Here is a 19555-nt window from a genome sequence, read left to right on the forward strand (position 1 = left end):
GAGCAACCGCGCGCGGATCGCACGACAAGGGGGACTGATGGGACGGCTGACCACGCATGTGCTCGACACCGCGCTGGGGCGCCCCGCCGCCGGCATGAAGATCGAGCTCTATCGCCTCTCGCTCGACAGCCGCGACCTGATCGGGGAAGCGGTGACCAACGCCGACGGGCGCACCGACGGCCCGATGCTCGACGGCGACGCCTTCCGCGCCGGGACCTATGAGCTGGTGTTCCGCGCGGGCCCCTATTTCGATGCGCTCGCCCCCGATCTGCCCTCGCCGAAATTCCTGTCCGACGTGCCTCTGCGCTTCGGCATCGCCGATCCGGACGCGCATTACCACGTGCCTCTGCTGATCTCGCCTTTCGGCTATTCGACCTATCGGGGATCCTGATGCGCGACAGCCTTCGCTTTTTGCTGAACGGCGCGGAGGTCGAGCTTTCCGGCCTCGACCCCCGCACGACGCTGCTCGACTGGCTGCGCGAGACGCGGGGCCTGACCGGCGCCAAGGAGGGCTGCAACGAGGGCGACTGCGGCGCCTGCACCGTGGGCGTCACCCGGCTGGAGAACGGCGCGTCCGTGCGCCGCGCGGTCAACGCCTGCATCCAGTTGATGCCGATGCTGGACGGCGCCGCGGTGACGACCGTGGAGGCCATCGCGGGCCCGGACCGTCAGCACCCCGCCCAGGCGGCGATGGTCGAACTGCACGGATCGCAATGCGGTTTCTGCACGCCCGGTTTCGTCATGTCGATGTGGGCGGGCTATCCCGACGGGGTGAGAACCCGGGCTCAGGTCGCCGACATGGTGGCGGGAAATCTTTGCCGCTGCACGGGTTACGGCCCTATCCTCGAGTCGGGCCTCGCGATGCATGACCTCCCCGCGCCGGATTGGGAGGTCGATCCCGCTCCGGCTCTGGCGGCGATGGAGACGGGCTCGCTGACCCTGACGGGCGGCGGATGCGTGGCCCATGTCCCTACGACCGAAGATGAACTGGCGACGTTGGTCGAGGCCCATCCCGACGCGGTGATCGTCGCCGGCGCCACCGATGTGGCTCTGTGGATCACCAAACGTCTGGACGAGCCCGCCACGATGATTTTCGTCAACCAGGTCAAGGATTTCGACCGGGTGGTTGAGACGGACGAGCGCGTCGAGCTCGGGGCCGGCGCCACCTATGCCCGGGCCGCCGAAGCGCTGGGGCGGCTCTCGCCGGATCTCGGCGAGCTGGTCCGCCGTCTGGGCTCGACCCAGGTGCGCAATTCCGGCTGCGTGGGGGCCAACATCGCCAACGGCTCCCCCATCGGCGACGGCCCGCCGCCGCTGATCGCGCTGGGCGCAGAGCTTGTGCTGCGCAAAGGGGCGACCGAGCGAGCGATCCCGCTGGAGGCGTTCTTCCTCGATTACGGCAAGCAGGATCGCGCGCGCGGCGAGTATGTTTCGGCGGTGCGGATCCCGCGGCCCGCCGATCCTCGCGCGTTAAAAATATTCAAGATTTCCAAACGCTTCGACCAGGACATTACAGCGACCCTCGGCGCATTCCTGATCGGGGTGGAGGACGGCGTCGTCGCCTCGGCTTCCATCGTCTTCGGCGGCATGGCCGGCATCCCCAAGCGCGCCGTGACAGTGGAGGCCGCCTTGGTCGGCCGCCCCTGGGCGCTGGGGACGGTCGAGGCCGCGCTGCCCGCCTTCGCCGAGGACTACCAGCCGATGTCGGACATGCGCGCGTCCGCCGAATATCGTCTGAGGACCGCCCAGAACCTGCTTCTGAAAGTCTTCCACGAAAGCGCCGAGGCGAAACCGGAAACCCGGCTCGTCGGCGCCGGAGCGCTGGCATGACCGCCCCCGGCGCGATCAAGGGCGGCGTCCGCGCTTCGCAACCGCATGACAGCGGCCGCAAGCACGTGGCGGGCGCGGCGACCTATGTAGATGACATTCCTACGCCAAGCGGTTGTCTCTCCGTCGCTTTCGGACTCAGTCCCAAAGCGCGCGCGCGCATCCTGTCGCTCGATCTCGCCCCGGTCCGCGCCGCGCCCGGCGTGGTCGCGGTGCTGACCGCCGACGACATCCCTGGTCGCAACGACGTCTCGCCCAACGCCTGGCACGAACCGCTTCTGGCGGAAGACGGGGAGGTCCATTTCCAGGGACAGCCGATCTTCGCCGTGGTGGCCGAGACCCACCTGCTCGCTCGAAAAGCCGCCCGCAAGGCTCTGATCGAATGGGAGGATCTTCCCGCGATCTTGACCATCGACGACGCCATGTCGGCCGAAAGCTGGTTCGAGCCGCCCTATGTCATGGCCCGCGGCGACGCCGACGCGGCGCTCGCGTCCGCCCCCCGCGTGCTCGAAGGGGTGATGGAGATCGGCGCGCAGGAGCATTTCTACCTCGAATCCCAGGCGGCGCTCGCGGTTCCGGGCGAGGACGGCGACGTGACCATCCACTGCTCCTCCCAGCATCCCACTGAAATACAACATAAAGTGGCCGAGTCCCTGGGCGAGCCCTTCCACTCCGTCACCGTCGAAGTCCGGCGCATGGGGGGCGGCTTCGGCGGCAAGGAAAGCCAGGGCAACGCGCTCGCCTGCATCTGCGCCATCGCCGCCAAACGCCTGAATCTCCCGGTCAAAATGCGCTATGACCGCGACGACGACATGATCATCACCGGCAAGCGCCACGATTTTCGGATCAGCTACAGGGTGGGGATCGACGGCGACGGCCGGATCCTCGGCATCGCCTTCGAGCAAATGGCGCGCTGCGGTTGGTCGCTGGACCTGTCGATGCCGGTCGCCGACCGCGCCATGTTCCATGCCGACAATGCCTACTATCTTCCCGCTGCTCGCATCCGGTCTTATCGTTGCAGGACAAACACCTGCTCCAACACGGCTTTCCGCGGTTTCGGCGGCCCGCAAGGCATGGTGGCGATCGAGCGGGTCCTGGACCATATCGCCTTCGAACTGAAGGCTGAGCCCACCGCGATCCGAGCGCTCAACTACTATGACCGTCCCGGAGGCGAGCGGGTCACCACTCCCTATTTCATGGAGGTCGAGGACAACATCATCCATGAGATCGCGGCCGAGCTGATCGAGACCTCCGGCTACGCTGCCCGCCGCAAGGCGATAAGCGAATTCAATGCGATATCGCCCGTTCTTAAGAAAGGCATCGCCTTCGCGCCGGTGAAGTTCGGCATTTCCTTCACCCTGACCCACATGAACCAGGCCTCGGCTCTGGTCCACATCTACACCGACGGCTCGGTTCACCTGAACCATGGCGGCACCGAGATGGGCCAAGGCCTGTTCACCAAGGTCGCCCAGGTCGCCGCCGAGTGCTTTCAGATCGATCTCGACCGGGTGAAGATCACTGCGACCAACACTGGAAAGTCGGCCAACACCTCTCCGACCGCTGCGAGTTCCGGAAGCGATATCAACGGCATGGCGGTCAAGAACGCCTGTGATGAGATCAAGGCCCGCTTGATCGCCTTCGCTGCCGAGCGCTGGCAGACCACGCCCGAGCAGGTGCGCTTCCTGCCCGGCCGCGTCGCGGTGGGGGTCGAAGAAATCCGCTTCGAGGATCTCGCCCACGCCGCCTGGGCGTCGCGCGTGTCGCTCTCGGCCACCGGCCACTACGCCACGCCCAAGATCCATTGGGACCGGCCTGCTGCGCGCGGTCGGCCGTTCTACTACTTCGCCTACGGCGCCGCGGTCACCGAGGTCACCATCGACACCCTGACCGGCGAATACCGCTTCGACCGCGCCGACATCCTGCACGATTGCGGAAAATCTCTGAACCCGGCCATCGACATAGGCCAGATAGAAGGCGGCTATATCCAGGGCCTCGGCTGGCTGACCATGGAGGAGCTGGTCTGGGACGATGCCGGCCGCCTGCGCACCCATGCGCCTTCGACCTACAAGATCCCCACCGCCTCCGACCGGCCCGAGATGGACATCCGCCTTTACGTCACCGAAAACCGGGAAGAGACGATTTTTCGGTCGAAGGCCGTCGGCGAACCTCCTCTGATGCTTGGGATTTCCGCGCTGCTCGCCTTGTCGGACGCGGTGGCGGCGGCGGGCGACGGCACGATCTATCCGGCCCTCGACGCCCCTGCCACGCCGGAACGCGTGCTGCGCGCCGTAGATCATGTGCGCGGCCGCCCCTGGGAGACCAGGCGGTGAGTTTCGACGTCGCGGCGCTGACCCGCGCCGTCGTCGCGCACGGGCCCGTGGTGCGGGTGGTGGTGGCCGAAGCGCTCGGCTCCGCGCCGCGCGATGCCGGCGCCTCGATGACGGTCTGGAGCGATGGCTTCGAGGGCACCATCGGCGGCGGCGCGCTGGAATTCGCGGCGCTGGAGGAGGCCCGCTTCCGTCTTGCCGACGGCCCGGACGGGATCGCGCATTACCCGCTCGGCCCCGTGCTCGCCCAATGCTGCGGCGGCGCGGCGACGCTGGCTTATGAGCGCTGGGACGCGGCGCGGTTGGAAACCCTGCCCGAGGGCCCGCTTTTCGCCCGCGCCATCGGCGGGGCCGGCGCGCCGCCGCTCGCCATCGCCCGCGCGCTGAGAAGCGCTCGCGGCGGCGACCCCGACACGGTCTTCGCGCCCGGCGCGCCGCCCTGGATGGCCGAACCCTTCTCCCCCGCCCGAACGCCGCTGTGGATCTGGGGCGCGGGGCATGTCGGCCGCGCCATGGTCCATGTGTTCGAAGGCCTGCCCTTCGACCTCACCTGGATCGATGCCGGCCCTGACCGCTTCCCCGACCCAATCCCGTCCCATGCCCGCGCGCTGCCGGTCCCGGACCCGGCGAACGCGACCGACCTTGCCCCACCGGGCGCGGCGCATCTGGTGCTGACCTATTCCCATGCGCTCGACCTCGAGATCTGCCACCGGCTTCTCCTCCGCGGCGGTTTCGCGCGGCTCGGGCTGATCGGCTCGGCGTCCAAATCCGCGCGGTTCCGGACGCGGCTCCGGGCGCTGGGGCATGATGAGACGACCGTCTCGCGGCTGGAATGCCCTATCGGGCTCCGCGGTCCGGCCGGGCTGCGCGGCGGCAAGGCCCCCGCCGAAATCGCCGTATCGGTCGCCGCCGACCACCTGCAATGGCGCGCCTCCCGCGGGGCCGCGCGCCGATCCGAGGAGGCGTTATGACCGCCCTGCTGTCGATCCGCGGCGTCACCAAGCGTTTTCCCGGCGTGGTGGCCAATTCCGAAGTGTCGTTCGAGGTGCAGCCCGGCGAGATCCACGCCCTGCTGGGCGAGAACGGTGCCGGAAAATCCACGCTGGTCAAGATGATCTACGGCGTCATGCGCCCGGACGAGGGCGGCATGACCTGGAACGGCGCCCCTTACGCCCCAGGCTCGCCGGGCGAGGCGCGCACCGCCGGCGTCGGCCTGGTCTTCCAGCATTTCAGCCTGTTCGAGGCGCTGACGGTGGCCGAGAACGTCGCCCTCGGCCTCCCCGCCGAGCAGGCCGGCCGCGATCTGCCCGACCGCATCCGAAAAGTCTCCGCCGAATACGGGTTGCCTCTGGACCCGGCGAGGCAGGTCGGCCAGCTCTCGGTCGGCGAGCGCCAGCGGGTCGAGATCGTGCGCTGCCTGCTGCAATCCCCCCGACTGCTGATCATGGACGAGCCGACCTCGGTGCTGACCCCGCAGGAGGTCGACACCCTGTTCCTCACGCTGCGAAAACTGCGGGAGGAGGGGGTGGCGATCCTCTACATCTCTCACAAGCTTGAAGAAATCCGCGCGCTCTGCACCGCCGCGACCGTGCTGCGCGGCGGCAAGGTGGTCGGGGCCTGCGATCCGCGCGAAGAAACCGCGCGGGGGCTGGCGGAGATGATGATCGGCCGCGAACTGGCCCCGCCGGGCGCGCCGTCGGGCGCCGGGGGCGCGACGCGGCTGGTGCTGGCCGGGCTGACCGCGATCTCCGGCGCGCAGTTCGGCGTCTCGCTCCGCGACATCTCGGTGGAACTGCGTGCCGGCGAGGTGCTGGGCGTCGCCGGTGTGGCGGGCAACGGGCAGGACGAACTGGTCGCCGCGCTGGCCGGTGAGACGACCGTCTCACCGGCCATGATCCAGCTCGACGGCAAGCATGTCGGCGGGCTCGGCCCCACTGCGCGCCGCCGTCTCGGGCTCAACGTCGCCCCCGAAGAGCGCCTCGGCCATGCCGCGGCGCCCGAGATGAGCCTCACCGACAACACCTTCCTCTCGGCCCGCACCCGGATGCGGCTGGCCTTCCGCGGCTTCCTGAGGCTCGGCTCGGCGCGGGCCTTCGCCACCAGAGTGGTGCAGGATTTCGACGTGCGCACGCCGGGGATCCATGCCGCCGCCGGCTCGCTCTCGGGGGGCAACCTGCAGAAATACGTGATCGGGCGTGAGATCCTTCAGGCGCCCGGCGTGCTCATCGTCTCGCAGCCCACCTGGGGCGTAGACGCGGGCGCGGCCCAGGCCATCCGCCAGGCGCTGCGCGACCTCGCCGCGTCAGGCGCTGCGGTGATGGTGGTCAGCCAGGACCTTGACGAGCTTATGGAAATTTCAAACCGCTTCGCCGTGATCGCAGGCGGGCGCCTCAGCCCGCCCCGCCCGGCCGGCGAAACCTCGGTGGAGGAAATCGGATTGCTGATGGGGGGAAAAGCCGATGTTGCGGCTTGAGGCGCGCAAGGAACGCAGCCGGGTGATGACCTGGGCGGGGCCGCTGCTGGCGGTAGCCCTGACCATGATCTTCGGCATGATCCTGTTCGCGGTATTGGGCAAGGACCCGGTCCGAACCATCCTCATCATCTTCTGGGACCCCCTGACCAACGATTTTTCGCGGTCCGAGCTGCTGGTGAAGGGCACGCCGCTGTGCCTGATCGCGGTCGGCCTCGCGCTCGGCTTCCGGGCCGGCGTGTGGAACATCGGGGCTGAGGGGCAGTTCATCGTCGGCGCCATCGCCGGCGGCGCCGCAGGCCTCGCGGTATACGACACCGCAGGCATCTGGGTGCTGCCGATGATGTGCGCGGCCGGCGCCGCCGCCGGCGCCGCCTGGGCGCTGATCCCCGCCATCCTGCGCATCCGCTTCAACGCCAATGAGATCCTCGTCTCATTGATGCTGGTCTATGTCGCGGGCCTGTGGCTGTCGGCGCTGGTCACGGGCCCGCTCCGCGACCCCGACGGCTTCAACTTCCCCGAATCCCGCATCTTCCACGACAGCGCCACCCTGCCGATCCTGATCGAAGGCACCCGCGCCCATATCGGCGCGCTGGCGGCGCTGGCTGCGGTCCTCATCGCCTGGATGGCGCTGGAGCGGCACGAATACGGATTCTCGCTGAAGCTCTTCGGCCAGGCCCCGCGCGCCGCCCGCTTCGCCGGCTATCGCGAGGCGCGGGTTGTGATGCTGTCCATGGCGGTGTCGGGGGGCCTCGCTGGGCTCGCGGGCACGTTCGAGGCTGCGGGCCCCGTCGGCCAGCTGGTCCCCGCCCTGCCCGTCGGCTACGGCTTCACCGCGATCATCGTGGCCTTTCTCGGCCGCCTGCACCCCGCGGGCATCCTGCTCGCCTCCGCCCTGATGGCGCTGACCTATATCGGGGGGGAGGGCGCGCAGCTGGAAATGCGCCTGCCCGCCGCCGCGATCTCGGTGTTCCAGGGGATGCTGCTGTTCTTCCTGCTGGGGATGGACGTCTTCTCCCGCTACCGGCTGGCCCCATCCCGCGCCCGGCTGGCGCGGCGCGCGCAGGGGGCCCGCTGATGGACCTTTCCGCGCTCAACCCCGTCGCCATCGCCGTGGCGCTGATCGTCGCCGCTACCCCGCTGCTCTTCGCCGCCATCGGCGAGCTGGTGGTGGAGAAGGCGGGCGTCCTGAACCTCGGCGTCGAGGGGATGATGATCGTCGGCGCCATCGCCGGCTTCGCCGCGACGCAGGAGACAGGGTCGACCACGCTCGGCGTGCTCGCGGCCCTGATCGCGGGGGCCGCGCTCGCCGCGCTCTTCGCCTTCATGACCCAGGTGCTGATGTCCAACCAGGTGGCGACCGGGCTGGCGCTGACGCTCTTCGGCCTCGGCCTCGCGGCGATGATCGGCCAGCCCTATTCCGGCATCCCCGCGCCGGCCTTCCCGGAACTGGCGATCCCCGGCCTCTCCACCCTGCCCGTGGTCGGGCCGCTGCTCTTCGCGCATGACTGGCTGGTCTACGCTTCCCTCGCGCTGACCGCCGGCGTCTGGTGGCTGCTCAACCGCTCCCGCGCCGGGTTGATCCTGCGCGCGGTGGGCGAGAACCACGACGCGGCCCATGCCATCGGCTACCGGGTCGTGGCGATCCGCACCGCCGCCATCCTGTTCGGCGGCGCCTGCGCGGGCGTCGGCGGCGCCTATCTCAGCATGGTCGCCTCGCCCCTTTGGGTCGAGGGCATGACTGCGGGGCGCGGCTGGATCGCGCTCGCCATCGTGGTCTTCGCCTCGTGGAAGCCGTGGCGGGCGCTGTTCGGGGCCTACATCTTCGGCGGCGTCTCCATCGCCCAGCTGAACCTTCAGGCGCTCGGCGTCGCCATCGAGTCCCAGTATCTCTCGATGACCCCCTACCTCGCGACCATCGTGGTGCTGGTCATCATCTCCGCCGACAAGGCACGGGCCCGGATGAACGCGCCCGCCTGCCTCGGCCGGCCTTTCTTCGCCGCGGGGTGAACGGGGCGGCCTCCACCTCGCGGAGGCCGCAACCCCATGCCGCAGCGCAGCGATTCCCCCCGTGACGGGCGCCGCCCGCCCCGCTATCGTTCATTCCGGACCGCCGGCGCAGACCGGCCCGTTTACCCCGACAGGAGAGCCAAGCCTGATGAAACGCCTTTCCCTGCTCGCCGCCGCCGCGGCGTTCGTCCTCGGCGCCGGCGCAGCCAACGCCGCCGACCCCCTGAAGATCGGCTTCATCTATGTGGGCCCGGTCGGCGATTTCGGCTGGTCCTACGAGCATGACCAGGCCCGCCAGGCCGTCGAGGCCGAGTTCGGCGACAAGGTCGAGACCTCCTATCTCGAATCCGTGCCCGAGGGGCCGGACGCCGAGCGCGCGCTGCGCCAGATGGCCCAGTCCGGCCATGACCTCATCTTCACCACCTCCTTCGGCTACATGAACCCGACGCTGAAGGTGGCCAAGCAGTTCCCGAACGTGAAGTTCGAGCACGCCACCGGCTACAAGCGCGCCGACAACCTCGCCACCTACGGTTCCCGCTTCTATGAGGGCCGCCACGTCATCGGCCTGATCGCCGGGCGGATGACCAAGACCAAGACCATCGGCTACATCGGCTCGTTCCCGATCCCCGAAGTGGTGCGCGGCATCAACGCGGCCTACCTCGCCGCCAAGTCGGTGAACCCAGAGGTGAAGTTCAAGATCGTCTGGGTGAACAGCTGGTTCGATCCGGGCAAGGAGGGCGACGCCGCCAACGCGCTGATCGAACAGGGCGCCGACGTCATCATGCAGCACACCGACAGCCCCGCCGCGATGACCATCGCCGAGGACAAGGGCATCTACGCCTTCGGCCAGGCGTCCGACATGAAGGCGTTCGGGCCGAATGCGCGGCTGAGCGCGATCATCGACCACTGGGCCCCCTACTACATCCGCCGCGTGCAGGCGGTGATGGACGGGACCTGGGAGTCGACCGACACCTGGGGCGGCATCGCGTCCGGCATGGTCCAGATCGGCGACTTCTCCGACAAGATCCCGGCCGATGTGCAGGCCGAGGCCAATGCGGCGAAAGAGGCCATCGCCGCCGGCACGCTGCATCCCTTCACCGGCCCGGTCAACAAGCAGGACGGTTCGGTCTGGCTGGCCGCGGGCGAGACCGCCGACGACGGCACCCTGCTCGGCATGAATTTCTACGTGGAAGGGATCGAGGGCGAACTGCCCAAGTGATCCCCGCCCCCCAGGGGGCCGGAGCGGCGAAGGGCCCGGCCGCGACGCCGGGTCCTTTTTTTCGCGCGGGCGGGGAGGGGCGCTCGGCGATGTGTCGTCAAGCACAGACCGAATTGATGCGATTCATTATTTGCACACAAATGAAACCGGCGGCGCATCCGACGCCGCACATGCCGGAGCGTTCCCGATGCGCGCCTTCATCGCGCCTCCCGCCCTCTTCGCCCTTATCGCGCTGGTCGCCCTCCACGCGATGGTCCCGATGCGCCTCGTCGGTCTGCCCTGACGCCATTGCGGCGCGGCGCGAAACGCACCGTCTTCGATGACGTTGCGCCCCCTGCCTTTCCTTTCATCATGCGCTCGCCCATATGCCGTCCTCCGGCGCCCGAGCGTCGCAAAAATGAAAGGAAGCCGTCATGAAGGCGCTCTTCGCTCCCGCGGCCGTGTTCGCCGCCATCGCCGTCGTCGCGCTCTGCGCGGCCACCCGCGTGCCGCTTCCCGTCCCCTACTGAAGACGGGCGGCCCCCGCCTCGCGCGCGCCCCGCGGCCCCGCGCCCGTTTGACTTGGGGGCCGCGACCCGCTCCCATGCCCCGGTCAAGCCAAAAGCGGGCCGGAGCCTTCCATGACCACCCGACTGATCCTGGGCCAGACCCTGGAATTCGACGCCGACCCGTTCGCGGCCCCGCCCGAGGGCGCCGTCCGCCATTCCGCCCATGGCGCGGTGCTGGTCGACGGCGGCCTGATCGCCGCGGTCGGCGAGGCGGACGCCCTGCGCGCCGCCCACCCGCAGGCCGCGATCGAGGACATGGGCGACGCCCTGCTGGTCCCCGGCTTCGTCGACTGCCACGCGCATTATCCGCAGACCGCGATCATCGCCTCCTGGGGTCGCCGGCTGATCGACTGGCTGAACAACTACACCTTTCCGGAGGAACTGCGCTTCGGCGATCCCGACTATGCGCGCGGTCAGGCCGAACTCTATCTCGACCTCTGCCTCGCCAACGGCATCACCTCGGCCTGCGTGTTCTCCACCGTGCACCCCGAAAGCGCCGAGGCGCTGTTCCAGGCCGCTCAGGCCCGCAACATGCGCATCACCACCGGCAAGGTGATGATGGACCGCAACGCGCTGGATAGCCTGACCGACACCGCCCAGTCCGGCTACGACGACTCGAAAGCGCTGCTGGCGCGTTGGCACGGGGTCGGGCGGCTCGGCTACGCCATCACGCCCCGCTTCGCGCCGACCTCGACCCCCGCGCAGCTGGAAGCCGCCGGCGCGCTCTGGGCCGAGCACCCGGACTGCCTGATGCAGACCCATCTCAGCGAACAGCCCGAGGAAATCGCCTGGGTCCGCCGGCTCTTCCCCAACGACAAGGACTATTTCGCGGTCTACGAGCGCTTCGGCCTCGCCGGCCCCGGCGCCCTGATGGGCCATGCCATCCACCTCACCAAGCGCGAACGCGCCGCGATCCGCGCCACCGGCTCCGCCGTCGCCCATTGCCCGACGTCGAACACCTTCATCGGCTCCGGCCTCTGCGATGTGGCGGCGCTGCGCGGCGAGGGCGTGCCGGTGGGCCTCGCGACCGACGTGGGCGGCGGGTCCAGCTTCTCCATGCTCGCCACCATGCGCGGCGCCTACGAGGTCGGGCAGTTGCGCGGCCTGCCGCTCCACCCCGCGCAACTGCTGTGGCTGGCGACCGAGGGGTCCGCCGCCGCCATGCGCCTCGGCGACAAGGTCGGGCGGCTCGCGTCCGGGATGGAGGCGGATGTGGTCGCGCTCGACATGGCCGCGACCCCGGTGCTGGCGCAGCGCACGGCGCGGGCGCGCGACATCCACGAGGCGCTCTTCGCCACGATCATGCTCGGCGACGACCGCGCGGTGAAAGCCGTGTGGGTCGCCGGCGAAAAGGCCCGCGGTTAAGCGCGCCAGACGAGGGATCCATCACATGCAAATCGCCGCCCATCTGGGCTATCTCTGGTCCGACCTGCCGGTGGCAGACGCCATCCCCATCGCCGCCGCCGCGGGCTTCGGCGCGTTCGAGATCCACGCCCCCTACGATCAGGACCAGGCCGCGATCCGCCGGGCGCTGATCGAAGCGGGGCGCCCGATGCTCGGCGTGAACACGCGGCGCGCGATGCGGGAGGGCGACGACGCTTTCGGCCTCGCCGCCCTGCCCGGCCGCGAGGCCGAGGCGAAGGACGCGATCCTCGAGGCGCTGGACTGGGCGCAGGCGCTGGGGGCCGCGCATGTGCATGTGCTGGCCGGCAAGGTCTCGGGCCCCGAGGCCGCCGCCACCTTCGACGAGAACCTGCTCTGGGCCTGCGCGGAGGCCGCGAAGGTCGGCGTCGGGCTGGTGCTGGAGCCGCTCAACACGCTCGACAACCCCGGCTATTTCCTCTCGACCACCGCCCATGCCGCCGAGATCATCAATCGCCTCGGCCGGCCGGAGCTGGGCCTGATGTTCGACACCTATCATGTGCAGGTGATGGAGGGCGACGTGATCCGCCGCTTCGGGCGGCTGCTGCCGCTGGTCCGCCACGTCCAGTTCGCCTCGACCCCCGGCCGCCTGCGCCCGGATCTCGGCGATCTCGCGCACGAACGCGTGCTGCCGGCGATGCGCGATGCGGGCTGGGACGGCTGGTTCGGCGCGGAGTATCGCACCGGCGGAAACACCGAGGCGACGCTGGGCTGGTTCAAGCGCTGGCGGGAGGCGGGGATCGGCTGACCGGCCCCCCCCCCGAACACCAAAACGCCGGGCGGTGATGCCGCCCGGCGTTTTGGTGTTCCGGCGCGAAAGCCGCCTCAGGCGCGCCCCGACAGCGGCGGCTCTTCCCCGTAGACCCGGCGCCCCTGGACGGGCGGTTCCACCTTCGGACGCGTCCCCGAAGGGGCAACCGGCTCGTTGCGCGGCCCGCCGACAGCGCGCCGCCCGACGATCCACACCCAACGGACCACCCCGAACACCAGACCGAAGGCCAGGGCGGCGAGACCGCCGCCCAACCCCAGGCCTAGTGCCGAACCGACGTCCATCGCGGTCGCGTCACTCGTCTTCGAGGCGGGTGACGATGGTGGTCATCACCGGCTTCTTGCCCCAGCGACGGGCGCAGACCTGACGCGCGGCGCGGTTGGCCGCGTCCTCGATGTCCTTGTCCGATCGCTTCTTCTTGGGCAGCCCGTCGATGGCCGCATCCACCGCGTCGTAGATCATGTCGGCGAGCGAGGCCGGCCAGGCGGTGTTGTGGTCCGGCCCGCCCAGCACCCGGACCTCCGGATCCGCCAGCAGATCGCCGCTCTCGTCCACCACCAGCGACAGGATCACGATCCCCTGCCGCGCGAGCTTCAGGCGCGAGCGCACCACCCCGTCCATCGCGCCGACCAGGGTCGTGCCGTCGAGGTAGAGCCGCCCGACCTGCACCGTATCGACCTTGCGCGGACGTGCCCCGTCGATGGCGACCATGACGCCATTCGGCGCCGGGATCGCCGGCACCTGCAGCGTGGCCGCGAAGGCGGCGTGCTCGACCAGGTGGCGATGCTCGCCATGCATCGGCACGGCGATGCGGGGCTTGAGCGATTCGTAGAGCACCCGAAGGTCCTCCTTGCGCGCATGGCCGGAGACGTGGATGCGCCCCTCGACCCCGTGGCTGGACTCGTCCACCACGTTCACGCCCCGCTCCGACAGCTGGTTCCAGATCCGCGCCACGCCGGGCTCGTTGCCCGGAATGGTCTTCGACGAGAAGATCACCATGTCGCCTTCGCCCAGGCTCACCGTGGGGTGCGAGCCGTTGGCGATGCGGGCGAGCGCGGCGCGCCCCTCCCCCTGCGACCCGGTGGTCAGGTAGAGCACATGCTCCGCCGGGACATCCCGGGCGTCGTAGTCCGAGATCGTCGGCGGGAAGTCGGTCAGCAGCCCGGTCTCGATCGAGGCCGCGACCATGCGGTCCATCGCCCGGCCGACCAGCACCACCGCCCGCCCGCATTCCGTCGCCGCCACGGCGATGGAGCGCAGACGCGCCACGTTGGACGCGAAGGTCGTCGCCGCCACCGCACCCTTGGCCGAGCGGATCAGGGTCTTCAGCGGCTCCATCACCTCGGCCTCGGACCCGCCATGTCCCGGCAGGAACACGTTGGTCGAATCGCAGATCATCACCTGCACGCCCTCGGCCCCGATGGCGCGGAAGGCGGCGAGGTCGAAGGGCTCGCCCATCTGGGGCGTCTCGTCGACCTTGAAGTCGCCCGTATGCACGATGCGGCCGGCGGGCGTGTCGATCACCAGGCTCGACGCCTCGGGGATCGAGTGGGTGACCGGCTGGAAGCGGACCTTGAACTTGCCCGCCTTGATCACCTTCTTGGTGTCGACGATCTTGAGGCAGTTCGGATTGACCCCGGCCTCCTCCAGCTTGCGCTTGATATGCGAGCCGGTGAACGGCCGCGCGTAGATCGGCGCCTTGAGCATCGGCCACAGCCGCCCCAATCCGCCGATATGGTCCTCATGGGCGTGGGTGGCGAAGATCGCGTCCAGCTTGTCGGCCTGGTAGGCGATGAAAGAGGGGTCGGCCATGACCAGCTCGATGCCCGGGCTCGACTCCATGTCGCCGAACCCGACGCCGCAGTCGACCATGATCCAACGGCGATCGGCCCCGCGGCCATAGCCGTAGAGATACATGTTCATCCCGATCTCGCCAGCGCCCCCCAGCGCCACGAAGACCAGTTCGGCGTCGTCAGCCATGCGTTTTCAGCCTTGTTGTTGTCGATTGATTTCGTAAATGGCGACGAGTCCTCGAAGCGTGAGGTCCCCGTCCACCACGTCTATGACGTCCGTGCCACGGGCGAACAGGGGCGAAAGACCACCGGTGGCGATCACCCGCATCTTTCGTCCGCGCTCGTCCATGATCCGCCGGCAGAGTCCTTCCACCAGCGATGTGTAGCCCCAGTAAATGCCCGATTGCATACACGCAACCGTATTCAGCCCGATCACCTGATCCGGTTTGGTCACATCGATCTCGGGAAGCGCCGTCGCGGCGTTTTCCAGGGCCTTCAGCGCCAGGTTCACGCCGGGCGCGATGACCCCGCCTTCATAGGCGCCGTCGAGGCCCACCACATCCAGCGTGGTCGCCGTGCCGAAGTCGACCACGATCACGTCGCCGCCATAGGTGCGGAACGCCGACACCGTGTTGACCAGCCGGTCCGAGCCGACGCGGGTGTTGGGGTCGACCCGGATCTCGATCCCGATCTCGGTGCCCGGCTTGTTGACGATGAAGGGGCGCTGGCCGAAATACTTGTCGGACAGCACCCGAAGATTGAACAGCGTGCCGGCGGCGGTGGATGAAATCACCACGCCGTCGATCTGGCTCGACGAAATCCCGTGATGGTTCATCAGCTGACGCAGCCACACGAAATACTCGTCCGCCGTGCGCTTCACATCCGTGGCGCAGCGCCAGTCGGCCAGAAAGGCGGAGCCGTCATGGATGGCGAACACGCTGTTGGTGTTTCCGACGTCGATGGCCAGAAGCATTTTGGGCTCTCTCCTCCGGGAGCGGTCGTGACGTGCGCGAGGGGTCTTCAGGGAAAGAACACCTCGGCCGCGGCGATCTTGCGCGCGCCTTGCGGGGTTTCAAGGATGAGAGCGCCGTCGGAATCAAGATCCGCGAACACGCCCGAAACGGTCTCGCGCGGCAACCGCGCTTCGATGCGTTGGCCGAGCCGCGCCGCGCGCGCCAGCCAGGCGTCGCGCAGCGGCGCGAAGCCCTGCGCCCGATAAAGCTCATACCACCGCGCGAAGCCGGCGGCGAGTTCCCGCAGCGCGTCCTCCGGGTCAGGCGCCGCGCCCAGCAGCCCCGCCAGCGACACCGGCGGGAAGGCCGCGCCCGGCGCGGCGGGCGGCGCATGCGCCAGGTTCACGCCGATGCCCGAAGACACCCAGTCCAGCGTCTCGCCGCGGCCCTCGCTCTCCAGCAGGATGCCGGAGACCTTGCCGCCGTCGATCAGCGCGTCATTGGGCCATTTCATCTCGATCCGGTGGCCGGGGGCCAGCACGCCCAGCATGTCGGCCACCGCCAGCGCCGAGACGAAGCTCAGCCGCGCGGCGTCCTTCGCCCCCATCCCCGGCCGGATCAGCAGCGTGGCCGCGAGGTTCCCGCCCGGGTCCGTCCAGGCATTCCCCCGCCGGCCGCGGCCCGAGGTCTGGCGCCGCGCCATGATCCAGACCGGACCGGCGACCCCGGCCGAGGCGCGGGCCCGCGCCTCGTCCATGGTCGATCCGGTCTCGTCCAGGATCTCGACGCCGTAGCCTCTCGGCCAGTCCGACCCCATCCGCGTCAGTGGAACAACGAGGCGGCGGCGGTCTCCGCCAGCCCCGGCACGCCGAAGAGGTTGATCACCGGCAGCCAGCCCACGCCCATGATCAGCGCGGAGGCGGCCAGCGCCACCCCGTGCACCAGCGGCATCGGCCCGGTCAGGCCCTGGCCCGCCTCGTCGAAATACATGATCTTGACGATGCGCAGGTAGTAGAAGGCCCCGATCACCGAGGCGATGGCCCCGGCCACCGCCAGCGGCGTCAGCCCGGCGTCGACCGCCGCCTTGAACACGAACCACTTGCCGAAGAAGCCCACCAGCGGCGGGATCCCGGCGAGGCTGAAGAACAGCGCCCCCATCGCCAGCGCCTGCCCGGGCCGCGCCTTCGACAGGCCCGCGAGGTCGGAGATCTGGGTCACCGGCTTGCCGTCCCGCTCCATGGTCAGGATGAAGGCGAAGACGCCGAGGTTCATCGACACGTAAATCGCCAGGTAGATCAGCAGCGACTGCGCCCCCTGCTCGGTCCCCGCGGCGAGGCCGACCAGCGCGAAGCCCATATGGGCGATGGAGGAATAGGCCATCAGCCGTTTCAGGTTGGTCTGCCCGATGGCGGCGATGGAGCCGAGGAACATCGAGGCGACCGCCAGGAAGGCGAGGATCTGCTGCCAGTCGGCGACCGCGCCGCCGAACCCGTCATAGAGCACCCGGGCGAACAACGCCGCCGCGGCGGCCTTGGGGGCGGTGGCGAAGAAGCCGGTGACCGGGGTCGGCGCGCCCTCGTAGACGTCGGGCGTCCACATGTGGAACGGCGCGGCGGAGACCTTGAAGGCGAGCCCGCAGCAGATGAAGGCCAGGCCGAACAGCATGCCGATCGACCCGCCCTCGGCCGCGACCTCGGAGATGGCGTCGAAGCCGGTGGCCCCCGCATAGCCGTAGACCAGGGAGCAGCCGTAGAGCAGCAGCCCCGACGACAGCGCGCCGAGCACGAAATACTTCAGTCCCGCCTCGGTCGACCGCAGGCTGTCGCGCCGGAACGCCGCGATGACGTAGAGCGCCAGCGACTGCAGCTCAAGCCCCATGTAGAGCACCATCAGGTCATTGGCCGAAACCATGACCATCATGCCCAGCGTGGCGAGCGAGATCAGCACCGGATATTCGAACTTCGCCAGCTGGTGCCGGCGCATGTAGCCCTCCGACAGGATCAGCATGATCGCGGCGCCGAAGAGGATCACCACCTTGGCGAAACGCGCGAAGCCATCGGCCACGAAGGACCCGTGGAACGCGGTCACATCCCCCGTGCCGAAACCCGACAGCAGCCCCAGCAGCGCCAGCACCCCGGCGGTGGCCCAGGTCAGGCCGCTCGCCAGCTTGTCGCCCGGCCCGTAGGCGCCGGCCATCAGGGCGATCATCGCCCAGACGGCCAGCAGCAGTTCCGGCAGGACGACCGTAATGTCTTGGCTCAGCATGTCAGTGGGTCCCCCCGGCGGCGGGCGCGGCAGCCCCCGCGAACTCGATCAGGCCGTCGGCGGAGGCCCGGGCGACGGCATGGTCCACGCCCGACACCAGATGCTCGACCGACGGGCCGAACACATCGGTGATCAGGCTCGGATAGAAGCCCAGCAGCAGCATGCCGACGATCAGCGGCGCGAACAGCGCCCGCTCGCGCAGGGTCAGGTCGGTGATCGAAGACAGCGACTGCTTGATCAGATCGCCAAGCACCACCCGACGATAGAGCCAGAGCGCATAGCCCGCCGACAGGATCACCCCCGTCGCCGCCCCGGCCGCGGCCCAGGAATTCACCTGATAGGCGCCGGTCAGCGTCAGGAACTCGCCGACGAAGCCCGACGTGCCCGGCAGACCGACATTGCCCATGGTGAACAGCATGAACACCAGCGCGAAGGCCGGCATCCGCACCGCGAGCCCGCCATAGGCGGCGATGTCGCGGGTATGCATCCGGTCGTAGATCACGCCGACGATGAGGAACAACGCGCCGGAGATGAAGCCGTGCGACAGCATCTGGAAGATGGCGCCGTCGACCCCCTGCCGGTTGGCCGCGAAGATGCCCATGGTCACGAAGCCCATATGGGCGACGGAGGAATAGGCGATCAGCTTCTTCATATCCTCCTGCATCATGGCCACCAGCGAGGTGTAGATGATCGCCACCACCGACAGGAAGAACACGAAGTCGGTCATCAGCTCGGACGCGACCGGGAACATCGGCAGGCTGAAGCGCAGGAAGCCGTAGCCGCCCATCTTCAGCAGGATCGCCGCCAGCACCACGGAGCCGGCCGTCGGCGCCTGCACATGCGCGTCCGGCAGCCAGGTGTGCACCGGCCACATCGGCATTTTCACCGCAAAGGACGCGAAGAAGGCCAGCCAAAGCATGGTCTGCAACCCGCCCGCGATCTGCCAGCCAAGGAACTCGTAAGGCGTGGCCGAGAAGTCGTGCGACAGCAGCGTCGGAATGTCGGAGGTGCCCGCATCCGCATACATCGCGATCATCGCGACCAGCATCAGCATCGACCCCAGCAGGGTGTAGAGGAAGAACTTGAAGCTGGCGTAGATCCGGTTGGCGCCGCCCCAGATGCCGATGATCAGGAACATCGGGATCAGGCCGGCCTCGAAGAACAGGTAGAACAGGACCATGTCGAGGCTGACGAACACGCCGAGCATCAGCGTCTCGAGCACCAGGAACGCCGCCATGTATTCCTTGACCCGGGTGGTCACTCCCCAGGACGCGCCGATCACGATCGGCATTGCCGGCCCAGATGTCGAGAACTTTCTCGCCTCCCAGGTACACGACCAGCGCGCCGCCGCCTTGTTGCGGTTGGCGATACATCGCGAAGAAGCGGTCGGCCAAGGGAAGGAATCGCCGGTCCACGTACAGCTCGGTGCGCGAAGGCACCTCCACCCGGGCGAGTGAACCCCGTCGTGCACTGGGAGTCATCGCGTCCTCCGATCCCCGCTGATCAAGTTGCCCGGTCACCCGATCGGTGGCAGGAGCTTGACACCATTGTGACCACTGTCACGCAAGAGGCTCAGGGCCGGGGTGCCCTCACGGGGTGACCCACGTCGAAGTGCCGTCGCTGAAACATCCCTGACCTGTGGCGATATTGAAAACAAGGGTGGGACCACCTGAGCAGATCGCCCCGACGTCCGCGTCACCCACTGCCGCTCTGCCGCCAGGTCCGCTGAGCACCACGGCAAAGGGTGAGGAGTCGGTGCGACCGAGTGCGAGCGAACCCGGGCCGTACGCGACCGCGGCAAGTAACCCACCGCGCGACTCCGCCGCAGCAACGCCGCCGAAGAGGCCGAGGCCTGCCGACCTGCCGCCGTCTCGAGAATCCGCGACGCCGACGCCGTCGCCCTCGACGTGCGAAATCGCGTAACTGGAGGGATCTGCCACCGCTCGGCATGC

At 68.9% G+C, this 19555-nt stretch carries 16 protein-coding genes and 1 pseudogene; 11 read left to right on the forward strand and 6 right to left on the reverse strand.

Annotation, left to right across the window (positions count from 1 at the left end; genetic code table 11):
• The first annotated feature begins 37 nt into the window (after positions 1–37).
• The 10 genes from uraH to ACTB72_RS06675 all read left to right on the forward strand — a co-directional run bounded on the left by uraH (position 38) and on the right by ACTB72_RS06675 (position 12571).
• Positions 38–391: a hydroxyisourate hydrolase gene (gene uraH / locus ACTB72_RS06630; protein WP_463036195.1), complete on the forward strand. Its 354-nt coding sequence runs from the start codon at positions 38–40 to the stop codon at positions 389–391.
• The gene (gene xdhA, locus ACTB72_RS06635) at positions 391–1830 is read left to right on the forward strand and encodes a xanthine dehydrogenase small subunit (protein WP_463036196.1); all 1440 of its coding nucleotides are present in this window, start codon (positions 391–393) and stop codon (positions 1828–1830) included. The genes uraH and xdhA overlap by 1 nt, the downstream gene beginning before the upstream one ends.
• The gene (gene xdhB / locus ACTB72_RS06640; RefSeq protein WP_463036197.1) at positions 1827–4157 is read left to right on the forward strand and encodes a xanthine dehydrogenase molybdopterin binding subunit; all 2331 of its coding nucleotides are present in this window, start codon (positions 1827–1829) and stop codon (positions 4155–4157) included. Before xdhA ends, xdhB begins: the two co-directional genes overlap by 4 nt.
• The gene (xdhC, locus tag ACTB72_RS06645) at positions 4154–5125 is read left to right on the forward strand and encodes a xanthine dehydrogenase accessory protein XdhC (RefSeq protein WP_463036198.1); all 972 of its coding nucleotides are present in this window, start codon (positions 4154–4156) and stop codon (positions 5123–5125) included. Before xdhB ends, xdhC begins: the two co-directional genes overlap by 4 nt.
• The gene (locus tag ACTB72_RS06650; protein WP_463036199.1) at positions 5122–6627 is read left to right on the forward strand and encodes an ABC transporter ATP-binding protein; all 1506 of its coding nucleotides are present in this window, start codon (positions 5122–5124) and stop codon (positions 6625–6627) included. Before xdhC ends, ACTB72_RS06650 begins: the two co-directional genes overlap by 4 nt.
• Entirely contained in the window at positions 6614–7702 is a 1089-nt protein-coding gene (locus tag ACTB72_RS06655) for an ABC transporter permease (protein ID WP_463036200.1), read from the forward strand. The genes ACTB72_RS06650 and ACTB72_RS06655 overlap by 14 nt, the downstream gene beginning before the upstream one ends.
• Complete coding sequence (locus ACTB72_RS06660; protein ID WP_463036201.1) at positions 7702–8634, forward strand: ABC transporter permease; 933 nt, start codon at positions 7702–7704, stop codon at positions 8632–8634. The genes ACTB72_RS06655 and ACTB72_RS06660 overlap by 1 nt, the downstream gene beginning before the upstream one ends.
• A gap of 148 nt (positions 8635–8782) precedes the next feature.
• Complete coding sequence (locus ACTB72_RS06665) at positions 8783–9853, forward strand: BMP family ABC transporter substrate-binding protein (RefSeq protein WP_463036202.1); 1071 nt, start codon at positions 8783–8785, stop codon at positions 9851–9853.
• Positions 9854–10473: 620 nt separating this feature from the next.
• Complete coding sequence (gene guaD, locus ACTB72_RS06670; protein ID WP_463036203.1) at positions 10474–11766, forward strand: guanine deaminase; 1293 nt, start codon at positions 10474–10476, stop codon at positions 11764–11766.
• A gap of 25 nt (positions 11767–11791) precedes the next feature.
• A complete protein-coding gene (locus ACTB72_RS06675) occupies positions 11792–12571 on the forward strand; it encodes a hydroxypyruvate isomerase family protein (protein WP_463036204.1) in 780 nt (259 codons plus the stop codon).
• 315 nt (positions 12572–12886) lie between these two features.
• Here the strand turns inward: ACTB72_RS06675 and ACTB72_RS06680 are convergent, their stop codons facing one another.
• The 5 genes and pseudogenes from ACTB72_RS06680 to ACTB72_RS06700 form a co-directional block, all read right to left on the reverse strand.
• Positions 12887–14572 (reverse strand): ribonuclease J, encoded by a 1686-nt coding sequence (locus ACTB72_RS06680; protein WP_463036205.1) that lies wholly within the window; start codon positions 14570–14572, stop codon positions 12887–12889.
• Positions 14573–14578: 6 nt separating this feature from the next.
• A complete protein-coding gene (locus ACTB72_RS06685; protein WP_463036206.1) occupies positions 14579–15358 on the reverse strand; it encodes a type III pantothenate kinase in 780 nt (259 codons plus the stop codon).
• 47 nt (positions 15359–15405) lie between these two features.
• On the reverse strand, positions 15406–16155 hold the full coding sequence (locus tag ACTB72_RS06690) for a biotin--[acetyl-CoA-carboxylase] ligase (protein ID WP_463036207.1): 750 nt from the start codon (positions 16153–16155) through the stop codon (positions 15406–15408).
• Between the two features lie 5 nt (positions 16156–16160).
• On the reverse strand, positions 16161–17603 hold the full coding sequence (nuoN, locus tag ACTB72_RS06695; protein WP_463036208.1) for an NADH-quinone oxidoreductase subunit NuoN: 1443 nt from the start codon (positions 17601–17603) through the stop codon (positions 16161–16163).
• A 1-nt stretch (position 17604) separates the two neighbouring features.
• A pseudogene (locus ACTB72_RS06700) lies at positions 17605–18894 on the reverse strand (NADH-quinone oxidoreductase subunit M); the annotation flags it as partial.
• On the opposite strand from ACTB72_RS06700, the gene ACTB72_RS06705 reads away from it, so the two are divergent.
• Positions 18839–19060, forward strand: coding sequence for a hypothetical protein (locus ACTB72_RS06705; protein WP_463036211.1), 222 nt, complete (start codon positions 18839–18841; stop codon positions 19058–19060). The pseudogene ACTB72_RS06700 and the gene ACTB72_RS06705 sit on opposite strands and share 56 nt — an antisense overlap.
• A 132-nt stretch (positions 19061–19192) precedes the next feature.
• On the opposite strand, the gene ACTB72_RS06710 is transcribed toward ACTB72_RS06705, so the two are convergent.
• Positions 19193–19543 (reverse strand): DUF6764 family protein, encoded by a 351-nt coding sequence (locus tag ACTB72_RS06710; RefSeq protein ID WP_463036210.1) that lies wholly within the window; start codon positions 19541–19543, stop codon positions 19193–19195.
• Positions 19544–19555 lie beyond the last annotated feature (12 nt).

The organism is Albimonas sp., assembly GCF_055129145.1.